Origin of the sequence: Cobetia sp. 2AS (assembly GCF_029846355.1) — a bacterium.
Classification (GTDB): domain Bacteria; phylum Pseudomonadota; class Gammaproteobacteria; order Pseudomonadales; family Halomonadaceae; genus Cobetia; species Cobetia amphilecti.
In genome coordinates this window covers 400,496-417,915 of sequence record NZ_JARWKQ010000001.1, presented here as the reverse complement: position 1 = coordinate 417,915, position 17,420 = coordinate 400,496, and the positions used below count along the sequence as shown (strand labels likewise).

The 17,420-nt window shown below is 64.6% G+C and carries 12 protein-coding genes; 1 reads left to right on the top strand and 11 read right to left on the bottom strand.

Features of this window, described 5'->3' with window-relative positions:
• Positions 1-17: 17 nt before the first annotated feature.
• From ppc to cysM, 5 genes are all read right to left on the bottom strand, one after another.
• Positions 18-2,666: a phosphoenolpyruvate carboxylase gene (gene ppc / locus QD356_RS01805; RefSeq protein WP_192838447.1), complete on the bottom strand. Its 2,649-nt coding sequence runs from the start codon at positions 2,664-2,666 to the stop codon at positions 18-20.
• Positions 2,667-2,998: 332 nt separating this feature from the next.
• Entirely contained in the window at positions 2,999-3,973 is a 975-nt protein-coding gene (gene mazG, locus QD356_RS01800; protein ID WP_192838446.1) for a nucleoside triphosphate pyrophosphohydrolase, read from the bottom strand.
• Positions 3,970-6,234 (bottom strand): GTP diphosphokinase, encoded by a 2,265-nt coding sequence (gene relA / locus QD356_RS01795; protein ID WP_192838445.1) that lies wholly within the window; start codon positions 6,232-6,234, stop codon positions 3,970-3,972. Before relA ends, mazG begins: the two co-directional genes overlap by 4 nt.
• A 56-nt stretch (positions 6,235-6,290) precedes the next feature.
• Positions 6,291-7,694, bottom strand: a complete 1,404-nt coding sequence (locus QD356_RS01790; RefSeq protein ID WP_192838444.1) for an RsmD family RNA methyltransferase — start codon at positions 7,692-7,694, stop codon at positions 6,291-6,293.
• The gene (gene cysM, locus QD356_RS01785) at positions 7,694-8,680 is read right to left on the bottom strand and encodes a cysteine synthase CysM (protein ID WP_107335311.1); all 987 of its coding nucleotides are present in this window, start codon (positions 8,678-8,680) and stop codon (positions 7,694-7,696) included. The genes QD356_RS01790 and cysM overlap by 1 nt, the downstream gene beginning before the upstream one ends.
• Positions 8,681-8,901: 221 nt before the next feature.
• Between cysM and QD356_RS01780 the strand changes: the two genes are divergently transcribed.
• Complete coding sequence (locus QD356_RS01780; RefSeq protein ID WP_192838443.1) at positions 8,902-12,135, top strand: hybrid sensor histidine kinase/response regulator; 3,234 nt, start codon at positions 8,902-8,904, stop codon at positions 12,133-12,135.
• Between the two features lie 125 nt (positions 12,136-12,260).
• Here the strand turns inward: QD356_RS01780 and acpS are convergent, their stop codons facing one another.
• From acpS to lepB, 6 genes are all read right to left on the bottom strand, one after another.
• Positions 12,261-12,638, bottom strand: a complete 378-nt coding sequence (gene acpS, locus QD356_RS01775; RefSeq protein WP_192838442.1) for a holo-ACP synthase — start codon at positions 12,636-12,638, stop codon at positions 12,261-12,263.
• Entirely contained in the window at positions 12,635-13,465 is an 831-nt protein-coding gene (pdxJ, locus tag QD356_RS01770) for a pyridoxine 5'-phosphate synthase (RefSeq protein ID WP_192838441.1), read from the bottom strand. The genes acpS and pdxJ overlap by 4 nt, the downstream gene beginning before the upstream one ends.
• A 121-nt stretch (positions 13,466-13,586) precedes the next feature.
• Positions 13,587-14,303, bottom strand: a complete 717-nt coding sequence (gene recO, locus QD356_RS01765; RefSeq protein ID WP_043331865.1) for a DNA repair protein RecO — start codon at positions 14,301-14,303, stop codon at positions 13,587-13,589.
• 203 nt (positions 14,304-14,506) lie between these two features.
• Entirely contained in the window at positions 14,507-15,451 is a 945-nt protein-coding gene (era, locus tag QD356_RS01760) for a GTPase Era (RefSeq protein ID WP_052384345.1), read from the bottom strand.
• Between the two features lie 92 nt (positions 15,452-15,543).
• Positions 15,544-16,236, bottom strand: coding sequence for a ribonuclease III (rnc, locus tag QD356_RS01755; protein ID WP_043331866.1), 693 nt, complete (start codon positions 16,234-16,236; stop codon positions 15,544-15,546).
• 340 nt (positions 16,237-16,576) lie between these two features.
• Positions 16,577-17,380 carry a signal peptidase I gene (gene lepB / locus QD356_RS01750; RefSeq protein ID WP_054554987.1) on the bottom strand — a complete coding sequence of 268 codons (804 nt, stop codon included), beginning with the start codon at positions 17,378-17,380 and terminating at the stop codon, positions 16,577-16,579.
• Between the last annotated feature and the right edge of the window lie 40 nt (positions 17,381-17,420).

Genomic DNA, 17,420 nt, shown 5'->3' with positions numbered 1-17,420 from the left:
TCACCGGATCAACCGAATCAGCCGGTGTTGCGCAGACCGGCCGAGATACCGGCCATGGTCACCATCAGCGCGCGTGACAGCTCGGCGGAGATGGCGCCATCGGCGTCGCGGTTACGCTGCAGCAGCTCGGCCTGCAGACCATGCAGCGGGTCGATGTAGGGATTGCGCACATCGATGGCCTGACGGATCAGCGGCATATGCTCAAGCAGTGCCTGTTGATCGCGGATCTCCAGCACCACCTTCTCCAGACGCTCGAGACGATCTCGCAGCGATTGCCCCAGCGCCTTCAGGGCCGGCTCATCGACCAGACGCTGCTCGTAGTAGGCCGCCGTCGAGAGATCGGCCTTGGAGAGCAGCATCTCCAGCATGTCGACGTAGGTGGAGAAGAACGGCCAGTCGTTCATCATCTCGCGCAGCACTTCCAGGCCGCCCTCTTCCTGCATGCGCGTGGCGAAGGCCTCGCCACTGCCCAGCCAGGCGGGCAGCATCAGGCGAATCTGGGTCCAGGCGAAGATCCACGGGATCGCGCGCAGCGTCTCGACGCCACCATCCTGTCGACGCTTGGCGGGGCGGGAGCCCAGCGGCAGGCGTGCCAGTGCGGTTTCCGGCGTCACCGAGCGGAAGTACGGCACGAAGTTCGGGTCTTCACGCACCACGCCGACATAGGCCTTGTGCGCGATACCGGCCAGGCGGTCCATCTCGTCACGCCATTGCTGCTTGGGCGCCGGCGGCGGCAGCATGCTGGCTTCCAGCACCGCGCAGACGTAGATCTCCATCGAGCGACTGGCGATGTCCGGCAGACCGAACTTGAAGCGAATCATCTCGCCCTGCTCGGTAACGCGCAGCGAGCCGGTCACCGAGCCCGGCGGCTGGGACAGGATCGCCGCATGCGCCGGGCCGCCGCCACGACCGACCGTACCACCACGGCCGTGGAACAGGGTCAGTTCGACGCCGTGGCGCTTGGTGACTTCCACCAGCGTTTCCTGGGCGCGGTACTGTGCCCAGGCAGCCGCCAGCTGGCCGGCATCCTTGGCGGAGTCGGAGTAACCGATCATCACTTCCTGACGATCACCGGCCTGCTCGCGATAGATCGGCATGCCCAGCAGCGTATCGATGACCGGGCCTGAGCGGTCCAGATCATCCAGCGTCTCGAACAACGGCGCGATCGGCAGGCGCACATCACCGCCGATCTCCTTCATCAACAGTGCCACCGCCAGCACATCGGAGGCCTGACCGGCCATCGAGATGATATAGGTGCCCAGCGCCTCGCGATGCTCGCGTGCGATGACCTTGAAGGTATCCAGTACCTCGCGCGTGTCAGTGGAGCATTCCCAATGGCGCGGGATCAGCGGGCGACGGCCCGCCAACTCCTTGGTGAGGAAGTCACAGCGCTGCTGCTCGTCCCACTCGAAATAGCTGCCCAGCCCCAGCGTCTGGCTCAGTTCGTCGAAGACCTGCGCGTGACGCGTACTTTCCTGGCGGATATCGAGCTTGGTCAGAGTGACACCGAAACAGGCCACGCGACGCAGGGTGTCGAGCAGTGCGCCGTTGGCGATGGTGTCCAGCCCCACATCGCACAGCGAGCGATAGCAGGCCAGCAGCGGCGTATACAGCTGCTCGCGGGTCTCGATGATATCGACACCTTCGTGGCGCTTGCCGTCCAGGCCCGCCTTGGCCCAGTCACGCGTGCTTTCCATGCGCAGAATCAGGCGGCGCAGGATCTCGCGATAGGGTTCGGCCACATCGCCGGCCTCGGCACGCAGAGCGGCCGTGCACTTCCACATCGACAGCTCCGACTTGAGCTGTTCGAGATCGCGAAGGTAGAGGTCCGCCGCCATCCAGCGTCCCAGCAGCAGCACGGTCCGCGTCACGCTGGCGGTGACATTGGGGTTGCCGTCGCGGTCACCGCCCATCCAGGAGGCGAAGCAGATCGGTGCGGCGTCCAGCGGCAGACGCTCACCGGCGGCGTCCAGCGTCATCTCGTCAAGCTGACGGTGGAAGTCCGGCACCGCTTGCCACAGCGAGTTCTCGATGGTGGCAAAGCCCCACTTGGCCTCATCCACCGGCGTCGGACGCTCGTGGCGGATCTCGTCGGTGTGCCAGGCCTGGCTGATCAGCTCGGTCAGGCGTGCACGCGCGAGGGTCGCCTGTTCCGGGCGATCACAGGCGCCTTCCATCTGGGTCAGACAGCCCTCGATGGCATCGTATTTCTGGATCAGGGTGCGGCGGATGACTTCCGTCGGGTGCGCCGTCAGCACCAGCTCGATACGCATCGCCGAGAGCTCCTCGACGATCTTCTGTGCACTGAAGCCACGCTCGCGAATGCGCGTGATCAGCTCGCCGAGGTCCGGCTGGCTGCCGGGACGATAATCCTCGACGCGCTTGAAGCGGCCACGGTAGTGCTGCTCGGCGATGTTGGAAAGATTCAGAAACTGGTTGAACGCCCGGGTGACGGGCAGCAGATCACCATCCGGCAGATCACGCAGATAGTCGATCAGCTCATGACGGGCGGCCTGATCGCCCTGCTGGCCCTGTTTGGCCAGGGCGCGGATGCGCTCGATGCGTGCGACGAAGTCATCGCCGAGGTCGGCCGCGATGGTCTGGCCGAGGTTGTCACCGAGAATACGCACGTTATCGCGCAACGATTCATGCAAGTCGTGACTCATGAAACCCTCCTTGGGAGTGACGGTGCTGCCGCGGTCATCTTCCTCTGTCACCAGAGGCACACAGTCAGATAGCTGACAACAGATTCCCTCATTGCGCAAAGACACCTGATGACAACCGGCTGAGGGAAGACACCGGCCTGGCGCTGGTGAAGACACTGGCGCGAAACGGAAAGACCCGCGGCGCAGCAGACCGGAAAGCAGGACAAGACTCGCGTCCTGATCGCTTCCCCTCAGCATACGACCGCGGGCCTCGGCTCCACAATCCGACTATCGCGTAAACTTACTACATTTTTCCAAATGCCCTTTTCCCAATACGCTGTGACGACGCTCCCTCACCGAACCAGCGGCGTCACCGGACGCGCTGCTGACGTCGCACCCTCGCCCTGTCGCGCCTGCTCAGCCGCACGTTCCTGGCGCTTGGCCTCATCCCAATGCGCATCCATCTCGGCAAGCGAGGCCTCATCCAGCGTGCGCCCTTGCCCTGCGATCGCGGCTTCCACATGGCGAAAGCGTGATTCGAAGCGCGCATTGGTGGCGCGCAGCATCTGCTCCGGGTCCGCCTTGAGGGTGCGCGCGAGATTGACCACCGCGAACATCAGGTCACCGACCTCCTCGCGCGCATGGGCCGTATCACCCTCGGCCAGAGCTTCCTCGACTTCGCCGAGCTCCTCACGAATCTTGGCCAGCACGCCACTCGTGTCGGGCCAGTCAAAGCCCGAACGCGCGGCCTTCTTCGAGAGCTTGGCCGCCCGCGTCAGCGCCGGCAGGCCAAGTGGCACGCCATCCAGCACGCTGTCGCCGGCAGTCTGGCTGGCAGGCGCGTCAGCGGTCTCCTGCTGCTTGAGCGACTCCCACTGCGCATTGAGCGAGCCTTCGTCGACCTCATGAGTGGCGATGCCCTCACGGCGCGACGCGAGGGTGCCATCCGGGAAGACGTGCGGATGGCGGTGCAGCATCTTCTCGGTCAGCACATGGATCACGTCGTGAAAATCGAAGCGTTGCTGCTCACTGGCGATCTGGGCGTAGAAGACGCCCTGAAACAGCAGGTCACCCAGTTCCGTCGGCAACTCCTCGAGCACACTGGCATCGGCCGCGGCGCGCTCGATGACATCGGCGACCTCATAGGCCTCCTCCAGGGTGTGCGGCACCAGACTCGCGTAATCCTGGCGGCTGTCCCACGGGCAGCCGTACTGCGGGTCACGCAGCACGGCCATCAGGGTCAGCAGGTCATCGAGGGTGTAGCGCGTATCGACTGGCGTGGCCGTCTCTTCGCCAGGTTCCCGACTTTCACCAGACTCCAGCCTCATGCCTTGTCGCCCCCGACCCGCAGGCGCTTGACGTCGATGATGTTGGGCAGCTGCTGGATGCGGGCGAATACGCGCCCCAGCACGTCGAGATTCTCGACTTCCAGCGTGATCTTGAGCGTGGCGATGTTGTCGAGCTGATCGGTGCGCGTGTTCACCGACAGCACATTGACCTTGTCGCCGCTCAGCACATTGGTGACATCACGCAGCAGACCGGAGCGGTCCCAGGCCTGGATCTCGATATCCACCGGATACTGATTGCGCGAGCGCTGGCCCCAGTCGACATCGACGATGCGACGCGGCTCGTCCGAGCGCAGCTGGATCAGGTTCGGACAGTCCTGACGGTGCACGGTCACGCCGCGCCCCTGGGTGATGAAACCGGCGATCTGATCGCCCGGCACCGGGTGACAGCAGTTGGCCATGGTGGTCTTCAGATTGCCGACCCCCAGCACCATGACGGCGTCGGGCTTTTCCTTGCCCTGCGGCTTGCGCTGGCGCAGCAGACGCTCGAGCTGCTCCTGGTCATCGGTATCGCCGAACAGCTGCTGGGCCTGATGCAGCACTTGGCCGACGCGCAGATCGCCCGCGCCGATGGCGGCGTACATGTCATCACGCGTCGGGTAATTGACGGCGTTGGCCAGCTTGTCACGGTCGAGATTCTCCAGCGCCAGCCGCGAGAATTCCTTCTCGAGCAGCGCCTTGCCCTCATCGACGTTCTGGTCGCGTGCCTGCAGCTTGAACCAGGTCTGGATCTTGGCGCGGGCCCGCGAGGTGCGCACATAGCCCAGATTCGGGTTGAGCCAGTCACGGCTCGGGCCACCCTTGGTGGCGGTCAGGATCTCGACCTGCTGGCCGGTCTTGAGCTTGTAGGTCAGCGGCACGATGCGCCCGTCGACCTTGGCACCCCGGCAGCGATGGCCGACCTCGGTATGCACGCGGTAGGCGAAGTCGATCGGCGTGGCGATCTTGGGCAGGTCGATGACATGCCCCTCCGGCGTGAAGACGTAGATGCGGTCCGGCGCGACGTCGGAGCTCAGCCCCTGACGGATCGCCTCCTGGCCGCCGTTCTCGCCGACTTCATCCTGCCATTCGAGCACCTGACGCAACCAGGCGATCTTGTCCTCGTAGCTGCGACTCTTGTGACCGACATCGTGGCCCTTGTAACGCCAGTGGGCACACACGCCCAGCTCCGCCTCCTCGTGCATGTCGAAGGTGCGGATCTGGATCTCGATGACCTTGTTGCTCGGCCCCACCACCGCAGTGTGCAGTGACTGGTAGCCATTCTTCTTGGGATTGGCGATGTAGTCATCAAACTCGTGAGGCACGTGGTGCCAGCGCGAGTGGACGATCCCCAGCGCCGTGTAGCAATCGCTGACGGTGCCGACCAGAATCCGTACCGCGCGCACGTCATACACCTGGGAGAAGGCGATGCGCTTGATCTTCATCTTCCGCCAGATGGAGTAGATGTGCTTGGCGCGGCCCGCGACATCGAAATGCTTGATGCCCTGCTCGCTCATCAGAGTGCGCATCTCGATCAGCAGGTCGGCGATGTAGTGCTCACGCTCCAGACGTTTCTCGGACAGCTGCTTGGCGATGGTCTTGTATTCATCCTCCTCGCGGTAGCGGAAGGACAGGTCCTCCAGCTCCCACTTGAGCTGACCGATGCCCAGGCGGTGCGCCAGCGGCCCGTAGATATCGAAGACTTCGCTGGCCACGCGCATGCGCTTCTCGCGCGGGGCATCCTTGACGTGACGCAGGGCGACAGTACGTTCGGCGATCTTGATCAGCGCGATGCGCACGTCATCGATCATCGACACCAGCATCTTGCGCAGGTTGTCCTGCTGGTCATGCTGCGCCATGCCATGACTCGGCGCCTGCAGCTGACTGATGGCGGCCATGTTGAGCACGCCATCGATCAGGCGGGCCACTTCCTTGCCGAAATGCTTCTCGATGGCCTCAAGTCCCAGATGCCCTTCACGCACCGCGCGATAGAGCACGGCCGCGACCAGCGCCGGTTGGTCAAGCTTGAGTTCCGACAGGATGTCGGCCATCTCGAGACTGAAACGGAAACTGCGCAGCGGCTCGCGCCACGGCTTGTCACCGCGGGCGTCCGCCTCGCGCGCCACCTTGAGCGCCACTTCACAGGCCTGCACCATGACCTCGGCATTCACCGACGGGACTTCCTCGCGCAGTCGCGCGACCCACACCGGGATGTCCACACCACCGCTATCGGTCAGCGGCTGATCTTCGCGCACCTTGACCATGACCCTATGTCCTTGAATATCTTGCCATCTTGATGACAGTGCCCGAGGGCACCGCCTCAGTCTTCCGCCCGCTCCAGCAGCAACATCGACTCCAGATGTGCCGTGTGAACGAACATGTCCGCCATCAGGGCACGCGTGACGCGATAACCGGCGTCCTGCAACAGCCGTGCATCACGCATCAACGTGGTCGGGTCACAGGCGATGTACAGCACACGCTGCGGCACTCGGCTGACCCTCCCAGCATGCAGATCACGTGCCAGCTCCTCGCAGAGAGGCTGAGCGCCATCACGCGGCGGGTCTAGTACCAGAAGGTCGATACCCTCGAGTGACGGCAGGGCCTTGCTCAGGTCCGCTCGACGTGCACTCACCTGCGCCAGTCCGTTGGCTTCGGCGTTGACCCTCAGCTGATCGACCATGCCCTGACTGCCCTCGATGCCCGTCACCTCACTGGCGCCGGCCGCGGCAGCCGCCAGGGTCAGGTTGCCGACACCGGCGTAGAGGTCCATCACCTTGAGGCCACTGACGTCGCCCAGCCATTCGAAGGCGGTGTCGATCAGGCGCTGATTGAGCGCCGCATTGACCTGCACGAAGTCGCCCGGCGAGAAGGCAAGACGCAGCGTCGTTGCGCCGATATTCAGTGAATACGCGGCGTTCGGCGTGCCCGACAGCCACTCCAGCACCACCGGATCACGCCCGACCCGCCAGCCGACCACCAGGCCATGCTGCTCGGCGAAGGCCTGCCAGCGCTGCGCATCACGCGGCACCGCCTTGAGCTGGCGCACCACCACGATGACCTGCCCTTCGGCAGCGGTCAGCTCCAGATGGCCCAGACGCTTGGGCGCCTCGAGGCTTTCGATCAGCTCACGCAGCGGCGCGAGCAGGCGGTCCAGCTCCGGCACCAGCACGCTGCAGGTGGTGATATCGACCAGCTGGTTGCTGCCGCGTCCCCGGAAGCCGAACTGCAACTCACCGGCATCGGTCACGCGTACGCCGATACGCGCGCGGCGGCGATAACGGTTTTCATCTTCGCCCAGCGGCTGAATCTCGGGCAGCGTCACGCCATTGCGTGTCGCATGTTCGCCCAGCACCTGCACCTTATGAGTGCGTTGTGCATCCAGCGCCATATGCTGCAGATCACAGCCGCCACAGCTGCCGAAATAGGCACAGGGCGGCGTCACGCGACTGTCAGCCGCGTTATCACGTGCACGCACATGCGCCTCATTGAAGCGCTTGTGCGTGCGGTGGATGGCCAGCGTCACGCGCTCGCCGGGCAAGGCCTGATCGATGAACTGGGTCTTGCCGCTCTCGTCATGGGCGATGCCGCGCCCGTCATGGGCCAGGCGATCGACCGTCAGCCACTGGCTGTCGGCGTCGCTGGCATTGCGGGTGCCACGACTGGCCACTTCCTTCTCGCGACGGGTCGGCTTGCGCGCCGGTCGCTTCTGTCCGAGCAGCGCCATCAGGAACGCTCCCCTGCGACGGCTTCATTGTGGGGCGTGTCCTGCTGAGTCATGTCGTCGTCCTGGGTATAGAGGCCTGTCGAGAGATAGCGGTCTCCCCGGTCACAGACGATAAACACGATGACCGCATTCTCGACCTGCTCGGCGAGCTTGAGCGCGCCCGCCAGCGCACCACCGGAAGAGACACCGGCCAGAATGCCTTCTTCGCGCGCCAGACGGCGCATGCAGACTTCGGCTTCGTGCTGGCCGATATCCAGCGTGCGGTCGATGCGTGAGGCATCGAAGATCCGCGGCAGATATTCGGCAGGCCAGCGGCGGATACCCGCGATGCTGGCGCCTTCGGCAGGTTGCAGGCCGACGATCTCGATGGCCGGATTCTGCTCCTTCAGATAGCGCGAGGTGCCCATGATGGTGCCGGTGGTGCCCATCGAGGACACGAAGTGCGTGATGCGCCCATGGGTCTGCTGCCAGAGTTCCGGCCCGGTGGTGCGGTAATGCGACAGCGGATTGTCCTGGTTGGCGAACTGATCCAGCGCCTTGCCCTCGCCACGCGCGATCATCCCCTCGGCCAGGTCCCGTGCGTGCTCCATGCCATCGGCTTCGATCAGCGTGGCCCCGTAGGCGCCCATCGCCTGCTTGCGCTCGCTGGAGGCACTGGCCGGCATCACCAGCACCATGCGGTAGCCCTTGATGGCTGCCGTCATGGCCAACGCGATGCCGGTATTGCCGGAGGTCGCTTCGATCAGGGTGTCGCCGGGAGAGATCTCGCCGCGCGCTTCCGCCTCCTGGAACATGGAAAGCGCCGGACGATCCTTGACCGAACCGGCGGGGTTGTGACCCTCCAGCTTGGCCAGCAGCACATTGTTGCGGCCCGCGGTGATGCGCGTCAGGCGCACCAGCGGCGTGTTGCCGACGACATCTGCAAGACTGGGATAATCGGACGCGCCAGGGGTGGCGTCACCGGGGGTTTCGCTGAGATGAGACATGAGAGGCAGACTCCAGAGACGCCGCGCCCGGACAGCCGAATGACAGCGGTCAGGCGCTGGCATCGGGACCAAGGACGAACGGGGGGCCGCGTCGGGGTGTAGATGATGCGCGCAGTATATCGCTCCCGCCCTGCCCTGTCAGGGCGCTCGCCATCGCTTCGCTCAAGAGCGCGAGGTATGCTTGCCGCTGATGCTCGTTCGCCCTTTGACGATGGATTGCCATGCTGCTTCGTACCCGATTCCAGCTTGCCCTCTTGCTGCTGCCCCTCGCCACCAGCCTGATGTTCAGCCTGTATGCGGTGGACCGCGAGATCAGCGGTGAGCGCCTGGCCATGATGGAGCGCCTGCAGGCCAGCATGCAGGCCATCATGCCGGGCATGGCCAACGCCGCCCTCGCCGCTGACGACCAGCGCCTGCACGAGCAGGCCCAGATGCTGATCGACCAGCGCGACGTGCGCGCCCTGACGCTGCGCACCGCCAACGGCGGCACTCTGTTGCATCTCGGCCCCAGCCAGCGCCCGGAGACCAGCGCGCTGGTCGAGAGTCAGGCCTACCCCTCGGACCCGGACTCGCTGGTGATGGTGATGCCGGTCATCGACCCGTGGCGCGAGACGCAACGCGGCGAGCAAATGTCGTGGCTGGTGCTGGAGGCCTCCGACACCCGCCTGGTGCTGCATCGCTACCAGCTGCTGGTCGGCTACGGGCTGGCCAATCTGGTCTTCGGTCTGGCGCTGCTGCTGCTGGCGTTCCATGGCTCGCGCCGCATGCTGCAGCCGCTGCATGAACTGGGCGAGGCCCTCACCTGCCTGGCGCGCGGCGAGACACACCGCCAGCTGCCGGTGGCAGGCAATGACGACCTCAGCGAGCTGGCCGAGAACTACAACCGCAGCGTCGAGCAGCTCAAGCGCGCCCGCGAGGACATGCAGGACCAGATCGAACAGACCACCCAGGACCTGCACGAGTCGATGGAAACCGTCGAGATCAAGAACATCGAGCTCGACATGGCGCGCCGCAAGGCGCTGGAAGCCAACCGCATCAAGTCGGAATTCCTGGCCAACATGAGCCATGAGATCCGCACGCCGCTCAACGGCATCATCGGCTTCAGCAACCTGCTGGGGCGCAGTGATCTGGACAACCGCCAGCGCGACTGGCTGGGCCACATGCAGAATGCCTCCTCGAGCCTGATGTCATTGATCAATGACATTCTCGACTTCTCCAAGATCGAAGCCGGCAAGCTCGAGCTCGAGAAGGTGCAGATGGACATCGAGCCGCTGATCGAGGAAGTGCTCGCCATGCATGCCCCGGAGGCCCATCGCAAGCATCTGCATCTGCTCGGGCTTGTCTATGACGACGTGCCGCAGCGCTTCGAGGGCGACCCGCTGCGCATCAAGCAGGTGGTGACGAATCTGGTCGCCAATGCCGTCAAGTTCACCGAGCGCGGCGAAGTCATCGTGCGCGTGATGGTGGATGACCTCTCCGGCAGCAATACCCGCCTCAAGATCGCGGTGGCAGACACCGGCATCGGCATGGACAGCGCCCAGCGCAATCGCCTGTTCCAGGCCTTCTCGCAGGGAGACCCGTCACGGGCCCGCCAGTTCGGCGGCACTGGCCTTGGGCTGATGATCTCCAAGCGACTGGTCGAGCAGATGGGCGGCGAGATCCAGGTCGACAGCCTGCCCGGCCACGGCTCCACCTTCCTGTTCAGCGTGCCGGTGGCGGTGAGCAGCATCGAGGAGCGCCCGCGCGAAGTCGTGTTCGATCATCAACGCATCTGCCTGATCGAGCCGCACTCGGCCACCCGTCGCGCCCTGAGCTACCTGCTGACCCGCTGGTCACTGACGCTGGTCGGCATCGAAGAGCAGCCGGACCTGGTGGTGGTCGCGCTGGAGAGCCGAGACCTCAAGCGGCTGGATGAATGGGGCGCGCGCCTCAAGCATCTGCCGTGTCGCGTGCTGGGCCTGCTGAACGCACCTCTGCCCGCCGACGCCGAGAACCTGCAGCAGTACGGCATCGACGAAGTGGTCAGCAAGCCGGTCACACGCCTGCAGATGCGCCACAAGCTGGCCAACCTGCTGCATTCACCTCACCGCGACCCGACTCAGGCGCCGCGCAGCGCCTCCTTCACCTCGCTTGAGCCGGCCACACGCGAGCAGGACGCAAGCACGGCGCCAGCCGCCAAGCCGATCGACAAGACTGATGCGAGCGCCAAGCCAGCCAGCACACCTGCCGCGAGCGCCACGCCTGCCAAGACGCCACCGGCCGGCCCGCGGCCTGAGCTCCCCGCCCAGCCTGCGAGTCAGGAAACGTCCGCGCAGCCTCGCAAGTGCGTGATGGTGGTCGACGACAACCCCTCCAACCGCCTGTTGGCCGAGGAGCTGTTGACCGACATGGGGCTGGACACCCTGGCCGCCCAGAGTGGCGAAGAGGCGCTGGCGCTGGCTCAGGAGCAGGTCGTGGATGCCGTCCTGATGGATATCCAGATGCCGGGCATGAACGGGCTGGAAGCCACCAAGGCGCTGCGTCATCAGCATCGCGAGGGCAACCGCCACCTGCCGGTGATCGCCCTCACCGCCCATGCACTGGCGCATGAACGGCGAGAGCTGTTGGCGGAAGGCATGGATGATTACCTGATCAAGCCCATCGACGAGGGCCTGCTGGCCAACCTGCTCAGCCGTCATCTGGGCATTTCGCTGAACCCGCCACCGCAGGCCGCGCGGTCATCTAGCCAACCGCGCAGCCCTGCCCGCAGCCAATCGCGCAGTCCAGAACGCAACCAATCGCGCAGCCCTGCTCGCAGTCAGGCGACGTCGGCCTTGCCACCGGGAGTGAAAGACGCTGCCAGCCAGGCTGAGTCATCGTCGCCGGTAGCGCCACTGCCCCGCTCTGCCGCGAAGAGTCAGCTCAGCCTGGAGCAGGACGCCGACCTGCCGGTGGTCGACATGGCGCTGGGCGTGGAGATGGCCGGTGGCCGCGAGGCCCTGGCTCTGGAGATGCTGGGGCTGTTGATCGAGAGCCTGCCGGAGAGCGAGGCCAGGATCCGCCGCGCCTGGCAGGCGCGTGACAACGAGGCGATGCTCGATGGCGTGCATTATCTCAACGGCGCCTGCCGCTACTGTGGCGTGCCACGCCTGGCACTGCTGGTGGAAGCACTGGAGACCCGCATCCGCGTCAGCGGCCTGTCACAGCTGGAAGAGGATGTCGATGCCCTGTTCGCGGCCATCGACAGCCTGATCCAGTGGTCGCACAGCGATGAGGCCAAGGCCTTGCTCGCCGCGCCGCTTGAGCCGGCTAGCCCCGACGGTGACACGGCTGAGGCGCCGACAGCGCCCCTTGTCGAGACCTCACCCTCGTCCTCCTCCGCGCCCTCGGACGCACCCGCTGAGCCATCCGACACAGGCTCGTCATCGGTAAGCAAGCCACAGGCGAGCGAGCCCCAGTCCAAAAACCAGCCCTGAAAAACCAGTCCTGAAAGACCAGCCCTGTACAAACGACAACGCCACCCGCTGCCGCTAGGCAGGGGTGGCGTTGTCGTTTCGAGCGCCGTGTTCACAGCCGCGATACAGCACCAGACCGAATAGGGCTAACGCTCCAGCACCACGAAGGCGATGGCCTGATCAAGCTCATCACTGATCGACAGGTGCAGATGGCGGACACCCGCCCGCGCGGTCAGGGCTTCCGCCTCGTCAGACAGCTTGAGCGAGGGCTTGCCCAGGGCGTCGTTGACCACCTGAATCTGGGTGAAGCGCATGCCCTGACGCAGGCCGGTGCCCAGCGCCTTGACAAAGGCTTCCTTGGCCGCGAAACGCTTGGCCAGAAAGGCCGCCGGCTGAGGGTGATCGGCAAAGCGCGCCAGCTCCTCTTCCCCCAGCAATCGGCGCGCAAAGCGCTCGCCGTGACGCGCCATGCCTGCCTCGAAGCGCTCGATACGCGCGATGTCCGTGCCTATGCCGACGATCATCCGCAGCAGCCTGAGCCCTGCACATGCTCATGGTCATCACCGTGTTCGTGGTCATGGTCATGATCGTGCGCATCCAGCGCGGCCATCAGGCCCGCTTCCTGGCCTGCGATACACAGACGCTTCATCTCGATGACGGCCTCCTTCAGGCCGACGAACATGGCGCGCGCGATGATCGCGTGACCGATGTTCAGCTCGTTGAGCCCGGAGATACCCGCGATCGCCTCGACGTTGTGATAGTTGAGGCCGTGACCGGCATTGACCACCAGCCCCAGCTCGTTGGCCAGTTCCGCGGCGGCCGCGATGCGCTCGAACTCGACACGTGCCGTCTCGCCCGTGGCATCGGCATAGGCACCGGTATGCAGCTCGATGACCGGCGCACCCGCTTCGAAGGCGGCACGGATCTGCTCCGGCTCCGGGTCGATGAACAGCGAGACTTCACAGCCCGCCGCTGCCAGACGCTCGCAGGCGGCGGTGATGCGTGCCAGATCACCGGCGACATCCAGCCCGCCTTCGGTGGTCAGCTCTTCGCGCTTTTCCGGCACCAGACACACGTTGGCCGGCTGGACTTCCTCGGCCAGCGTCAGCATCTCTTCGCTGACGGCCATCTCGAGGTTCATGCGCGTGTTGAGCACCTCGGCCAGAATGCGCACGTCGCGCTCCTGAATGTGGCGACGGTCTTCACGCAGGTGCACGGTGATACCGTCGGCACCCGCCTCTTCCGCGACCAGCGCGGCCTGGACCGGGTCCGGATAGCGGGTACCACGCGCCTGACGTAGTGTGGCGATGTGGTCGATGTTGACCCCGAGCAGGATGCGCAGCGGATGCATGGTCAGCTCCTAACGATGAACAAGAGAACAGGCATGGCGACGAGGGCCATGCCGAAGACAGGTCGCGCAATACTATCATGCGTCACGCCGCAGCCGGACAGTGTCGCCACGCCTGATGACGTCAGTCGGACTGACGACTCTGACGCCGCCTGGCCGTCAGCTGCATCATCAACTCGCGCGAGCGCAGCGGGCGCTCCCCCAGCAGCGGCGCCAGCGCACGCCGCGCCAGCCACAGGCTCTCGCGGGCAAGCCCAGCATGGCCCCAGTCTTCGCTGGCCAGCAACTTCAGGGCCCGCCCTTCGATGCCCGCCGCGCCTGGCGGCTGCGCCTGAAAGCGTCGCTCACTGACCACATAGTCATAGCGCACATCCGGCATCAGCGGGCTGTCATCCAGAGCGCGAAACTGCGGCAGTTGCTCCAGCGCTTCCAGCAGACTGTATTCGAGTCGCCTGAGCGCGGGCGCGCGTCTGGCGGGCAGTGCCACCTCATCCAATGTCAGCGAGTAGAGCGCGAACAGCTCCGGCACCGGCATTTCCACCGGCAGCGTGCGGGTCAAAAGCTCATTGGCGTAGAACCCGCACAGCAGCCCCTCGCCCGCCAGCAGACTGGCACTGCCGCCGGTCTCCATCAGGTTGAGAGTCTTGAGATCGCTCTCGCCTCGCCAGGTGACATGCAAGGGCGTGAACGGCTGCAGTCGTGCACGCGCCTTGCTGCCCGGGCGCTGAACGCCACGCGCCACCGCGCGCACCCGTCCGTGTTCGAGGGTCAGCAATTCGATGATGGCACTGGTTTCACGGTAGGGCTTGCGATGCAGCAGGAAGGCCGGTTGCGGCGTCATCAGGCAGGCTCACGTCAGACGGTGGCTTGGCAAAAAAAGCTGGCAGAAGGACTGGCAGAGGGGCTGGCAAGAAACGAGACCGCCTGGACAGGGCCAGGCGGTGCGTGGCAGAGGCCGCGAGAACATCGGATCGGCGACGGGCGGCACATGGCAGGCGCGACCCTCTCGGATCACCACCGCCCTGCGCCGCTCGCGCGACGTCGTCAGTCCTTGTCGTGGGTGTAACCCAGACTCTTCAGGGCACGCTCGTCATCCGACCAGCCACGCTTGACCTTGACCCACAGGTTCAGCATGACCTTGGCATCGAAGGCACGCTCCATCTCGAGACGCGCTTCACGGCCGATGTTCTTGATGCGCTCACCGTTTTCGCCGATCAGGATCTTCTTCTGACCCTGACGCTCGACCATCATCAGCGCGCTGATGTGCAGGGTGCCGCGCTGATCGGTCTTGAATTCCTCGATCTCGACGGTCATCTGGTAGGGCAGTTCGTCGCCCAGCTGACGCATCACCTTCTCGCGCACCAGCTCGGAGGCCAGGAAGCGAGAGCTCTTGTTGGTGATCTGGTCGTCCGCGAACATGTGCTCGCCCTGCGGCAGACGCTTCATCACGTTCTCGAGCAGCAGATCGATGTTGGTGCCGTTCTTGGCCGACATCGGAATGATGGCCGCGAAGTCACGACGCTCCTGCAGGCTCTGCAGCCAGGGCGCGAGGGTGGTCTTGTCCTTGAGCCAATCGATCTTGTTGACCACCAGGATCACCGGCGCCTTCACGTGGGCCAGCTTCTCGAGCACGATCTGGTCTTCTTCCATCCAGCGGGTGCGGTCGACGATGAAGACGACGGCATCGACGTCACGCAGCGCCTGGGTGGCGGCCTGGTTCATGAAGCGGTTGATCGCCTTGTTGCGATCGCGCTGCATGATGTGGATCCCCGGGGTATCGACGAAGACGCACTGGGTGCCCTCTTCGGTATGGATACCCATCACCTGGTGACGCGTGGTCTGCGGACGACGCGAGGTGATCGAGACCTTCTGGCCCAGGATGTGGTTCATCAGCGTCGACTTGCCGACATTCGGGCGACCGACGATGGCGACGAAGCCACAGCGGGTGTCCGGCAGCGGCTGATCGCTGACACCGGCGGCGGCCAGCATGCCCTCGAGGGCGTCCGGCGTGCCGGCGCCGTTATCAGTGGAGTGATCAGGGGCGTCGCCGCTCGGGGTGACGTTGTCTTCTGGGGTATGGCTCATGAGCGGCCTCCGCGGGCAGGTTCGAGCAGTTGCAGCGCGAACTCGGCCGCCTGCTGTTCAGCATGACGACGGCTGGAGCCGACGCCTGTGGTCTTGGTGTCGATCATCTCGACGTGGCAATCGACGCTGAAGGTCTGCGAATGCGCTTCGCCTTCGACGCTGGTCACCTCATAACGCGGCAGTGCCGCCTGACGCGATTGCAGGAATTCCTGCAGACGCGTCTTGGGGTCTTTCTGGGTGTCCTGAAGATTCAGCGCTTCAAGACGGGTGGCGTACCAGCGCAGCACGTGTTCACGCGCCACCTGCATGCCGGCGTCCAGATAGATGGCGCCGATCACGGCTTCCACGGCATCGGCCAGAATGGACTCGCGACGGTGACCGCCGCTTTTCATCTCGCCGGAGCCCAGGCGCAGGTTCTCGCCGAGATTGAATTCACGCGCCAGCTCCGCGAGGGTCTGGCCCTTGACCAGACGCGCACGCAGGCGTGACAGCTGGCCTTCACGGGCCTGGGGGAAGCGCAAAAACAGCGCTTCGGCGATCACGAAGTTGACGATGGAATCGCCAAGGAATTCGAGACGCTCATTGTTCTGGCCACCATAGCTTCGATGGGTCAGAGCCAGTTCCAGCAGGCTCGCATCCTCGAAGGTGTGGCCGATACGCTTTACAAAGGCATTCAGCGGGCTACTCACAGGTCTCCCTACTCTCTTTTTGTCGCTGACGCCCGCGGGCGTCCTGTCGAATGGTGCATCAGTCATGCTGGCTGATGCCTGTCGTCTTCGACATGTCTCGCGATGCCCGAAGCCTACGCGGCTTGAGGAGTTGCCGATTGCCACCATCCCAATCCGATATTCGTCAGCCGCGCTGCCCGCAAGCTTGTGGCCACGGGTCCGACATGATGAACAGCAGGTTGACATGGCAGGCACGACGCATCGTCCCATGTCGAAAATCCGCACTGATAGGGCCGGCGGGCCAATGTGGCCCTGCCAGACACGACCGGGCCGCCTCTCGGCGGCCCGGTCAATGCACTGATCAATGAATCAGGCGTACCGAGGAAAAGTCCGGGAACCCTTCTTTCCAGTGCATCCACACCGCCACCGCCTTGCCGACGATGTTCTCTTCCGGCACGAAGCCCCAGTAGCGGCTGTCGTTGGAGTGATCACGGTTGTCACCCATCACGAAGTACATGCCTTCCGGCACCCGAATCTCGCGCATCTGCGGGCCGGGGTCCTGAGGGTTATTGTAGATTTGATGCGCGTGTTTCCCCAGTGTCTCATCCAGCAGGTCTTCACCGGACTGTTCACTGGAGTTGCGCGCATTCAATGTCTTGTCGATGGCCTCACCATTCACGTAGAGCTGCTTGCCTTCGTAGCGAATGGTATCGCCCGGCAGGCCGACGACGCGCTTGATGAAGTTGGTGGACGGATCCTCCGGGAAACGGAACACCATCACATCGCCACGCTCCGGCTCGCCGACTTCCAGCACCTTGGTGTCGACCACCGGCAGGCGCAGGCCATAGTCATACTTGTTGACCAGGATGAAGTCGCCGATCTTGAGCGTCGGCAGCATCGAGCCGGACGGAATCTGGAACGGCTCGAACGCGAAGGAGCGCACCACCAGTACCAGCAGCAGTACCGGGAAGAAGGACTTGGCATAGTCCACCGGCCACGGGTCACGCGCCAGCTTCTCACGCGTGCCAGCGTCCAGTTCTCCTTCGACGGAGGCCTCGGCCTTGGCCACACGCGCCTTGCGCGCACTGCGCAGGGCAACCAGGTCTATCAACCACACCACGCCGGCTACCGCTACGGCAATCACCAATACTAGCGAGAAATCCATCGTTGTCCCTGTCTGCCCTGGGTCTTGGTGGCAAGCCGCC

What these genes read in the sequence shown, in the direction of transcription:
- mazG (WP_192838446.1), bottom strand. Translation starts at nt 3,973, where the DNA reads ATGAGGCTGGAGTCTGGTGAAAGTCGGGAACCTGGCGAAGAGACGGCC.
- recO (WP_043331865.1), bottom strand. Translation starts at nt 14,303, where the DNA reads ATGACGCCGCAACCGGCCTTCCTGCTGCATCGCAAGCCCTACCGTGAA.
- relA (WP_192838445.1), bottom strand. Translation starts at nt 6,234, where the DNA reads ATGGTCAAGGTGCGCGAAGATCAGCCGCTGACCGATAGCGGTGGTGTG.
- lepB (WP_054554987.1), bottom strand. Translation starts at nt 17,380, where the DNA reads ATGGATTTCTCGCTAGTATTGGTGATTGCCGTAGCGGTAGCCGGCGTG.
- cysM (WP_107335311.1), bottom strand. Translation starts at nt 8,680, where the DNA reads ATGTCTCATCTCAGCGAAACCCCCGGTGACGCCACCCCTGGCGCGTCC.
- QD356_RS01780 (WP_192838443.1), top strand. Translation starts at nt 8,902, where the DNA reads ATGCTGCTTCGTACCCGATTCCAGCTTGCCCTCTTGCTGCTGCCCCTC.
- acpS (WP_192838442.1), bottom strand. Translation starts at nt 12,638, where the DNA reads ATGATCGTCGGCATAGGCACGGACATCGCGCGTATCGAGCGCTTCGAG.
- QD356_RS01790 (WP_192838444.1), bottom strand. Translation starts at nt 7,694, where the DNA reads ATGGCGCTGCTCGGACAGAAGCGACCGGCGCGCAAGCCGACCCGTCGC.
- era (WP_052384345.1), bottom strand. Translation starts at nt 15,451, where the DNA reads ATGCTGGCCGCCGCCGGTGTCAGCGATCAGCCGCTGCCGGACACCCGC.
- pdxJ (WP_192838441.1), bottom strand. Translation starts at nt 13,465, where the DNA reads ATGCATCCGCTGCGCATCCTGCTCGGGGTCAACATCGACCACATCGCC.
- ppc (WP_192838447.1), bottom strand. Translation starts at nt 2,666, where the DNA reads ATGAGTCACGACTTGCATGAATCGTTGCGCGATAACGTGCGTATTCTC.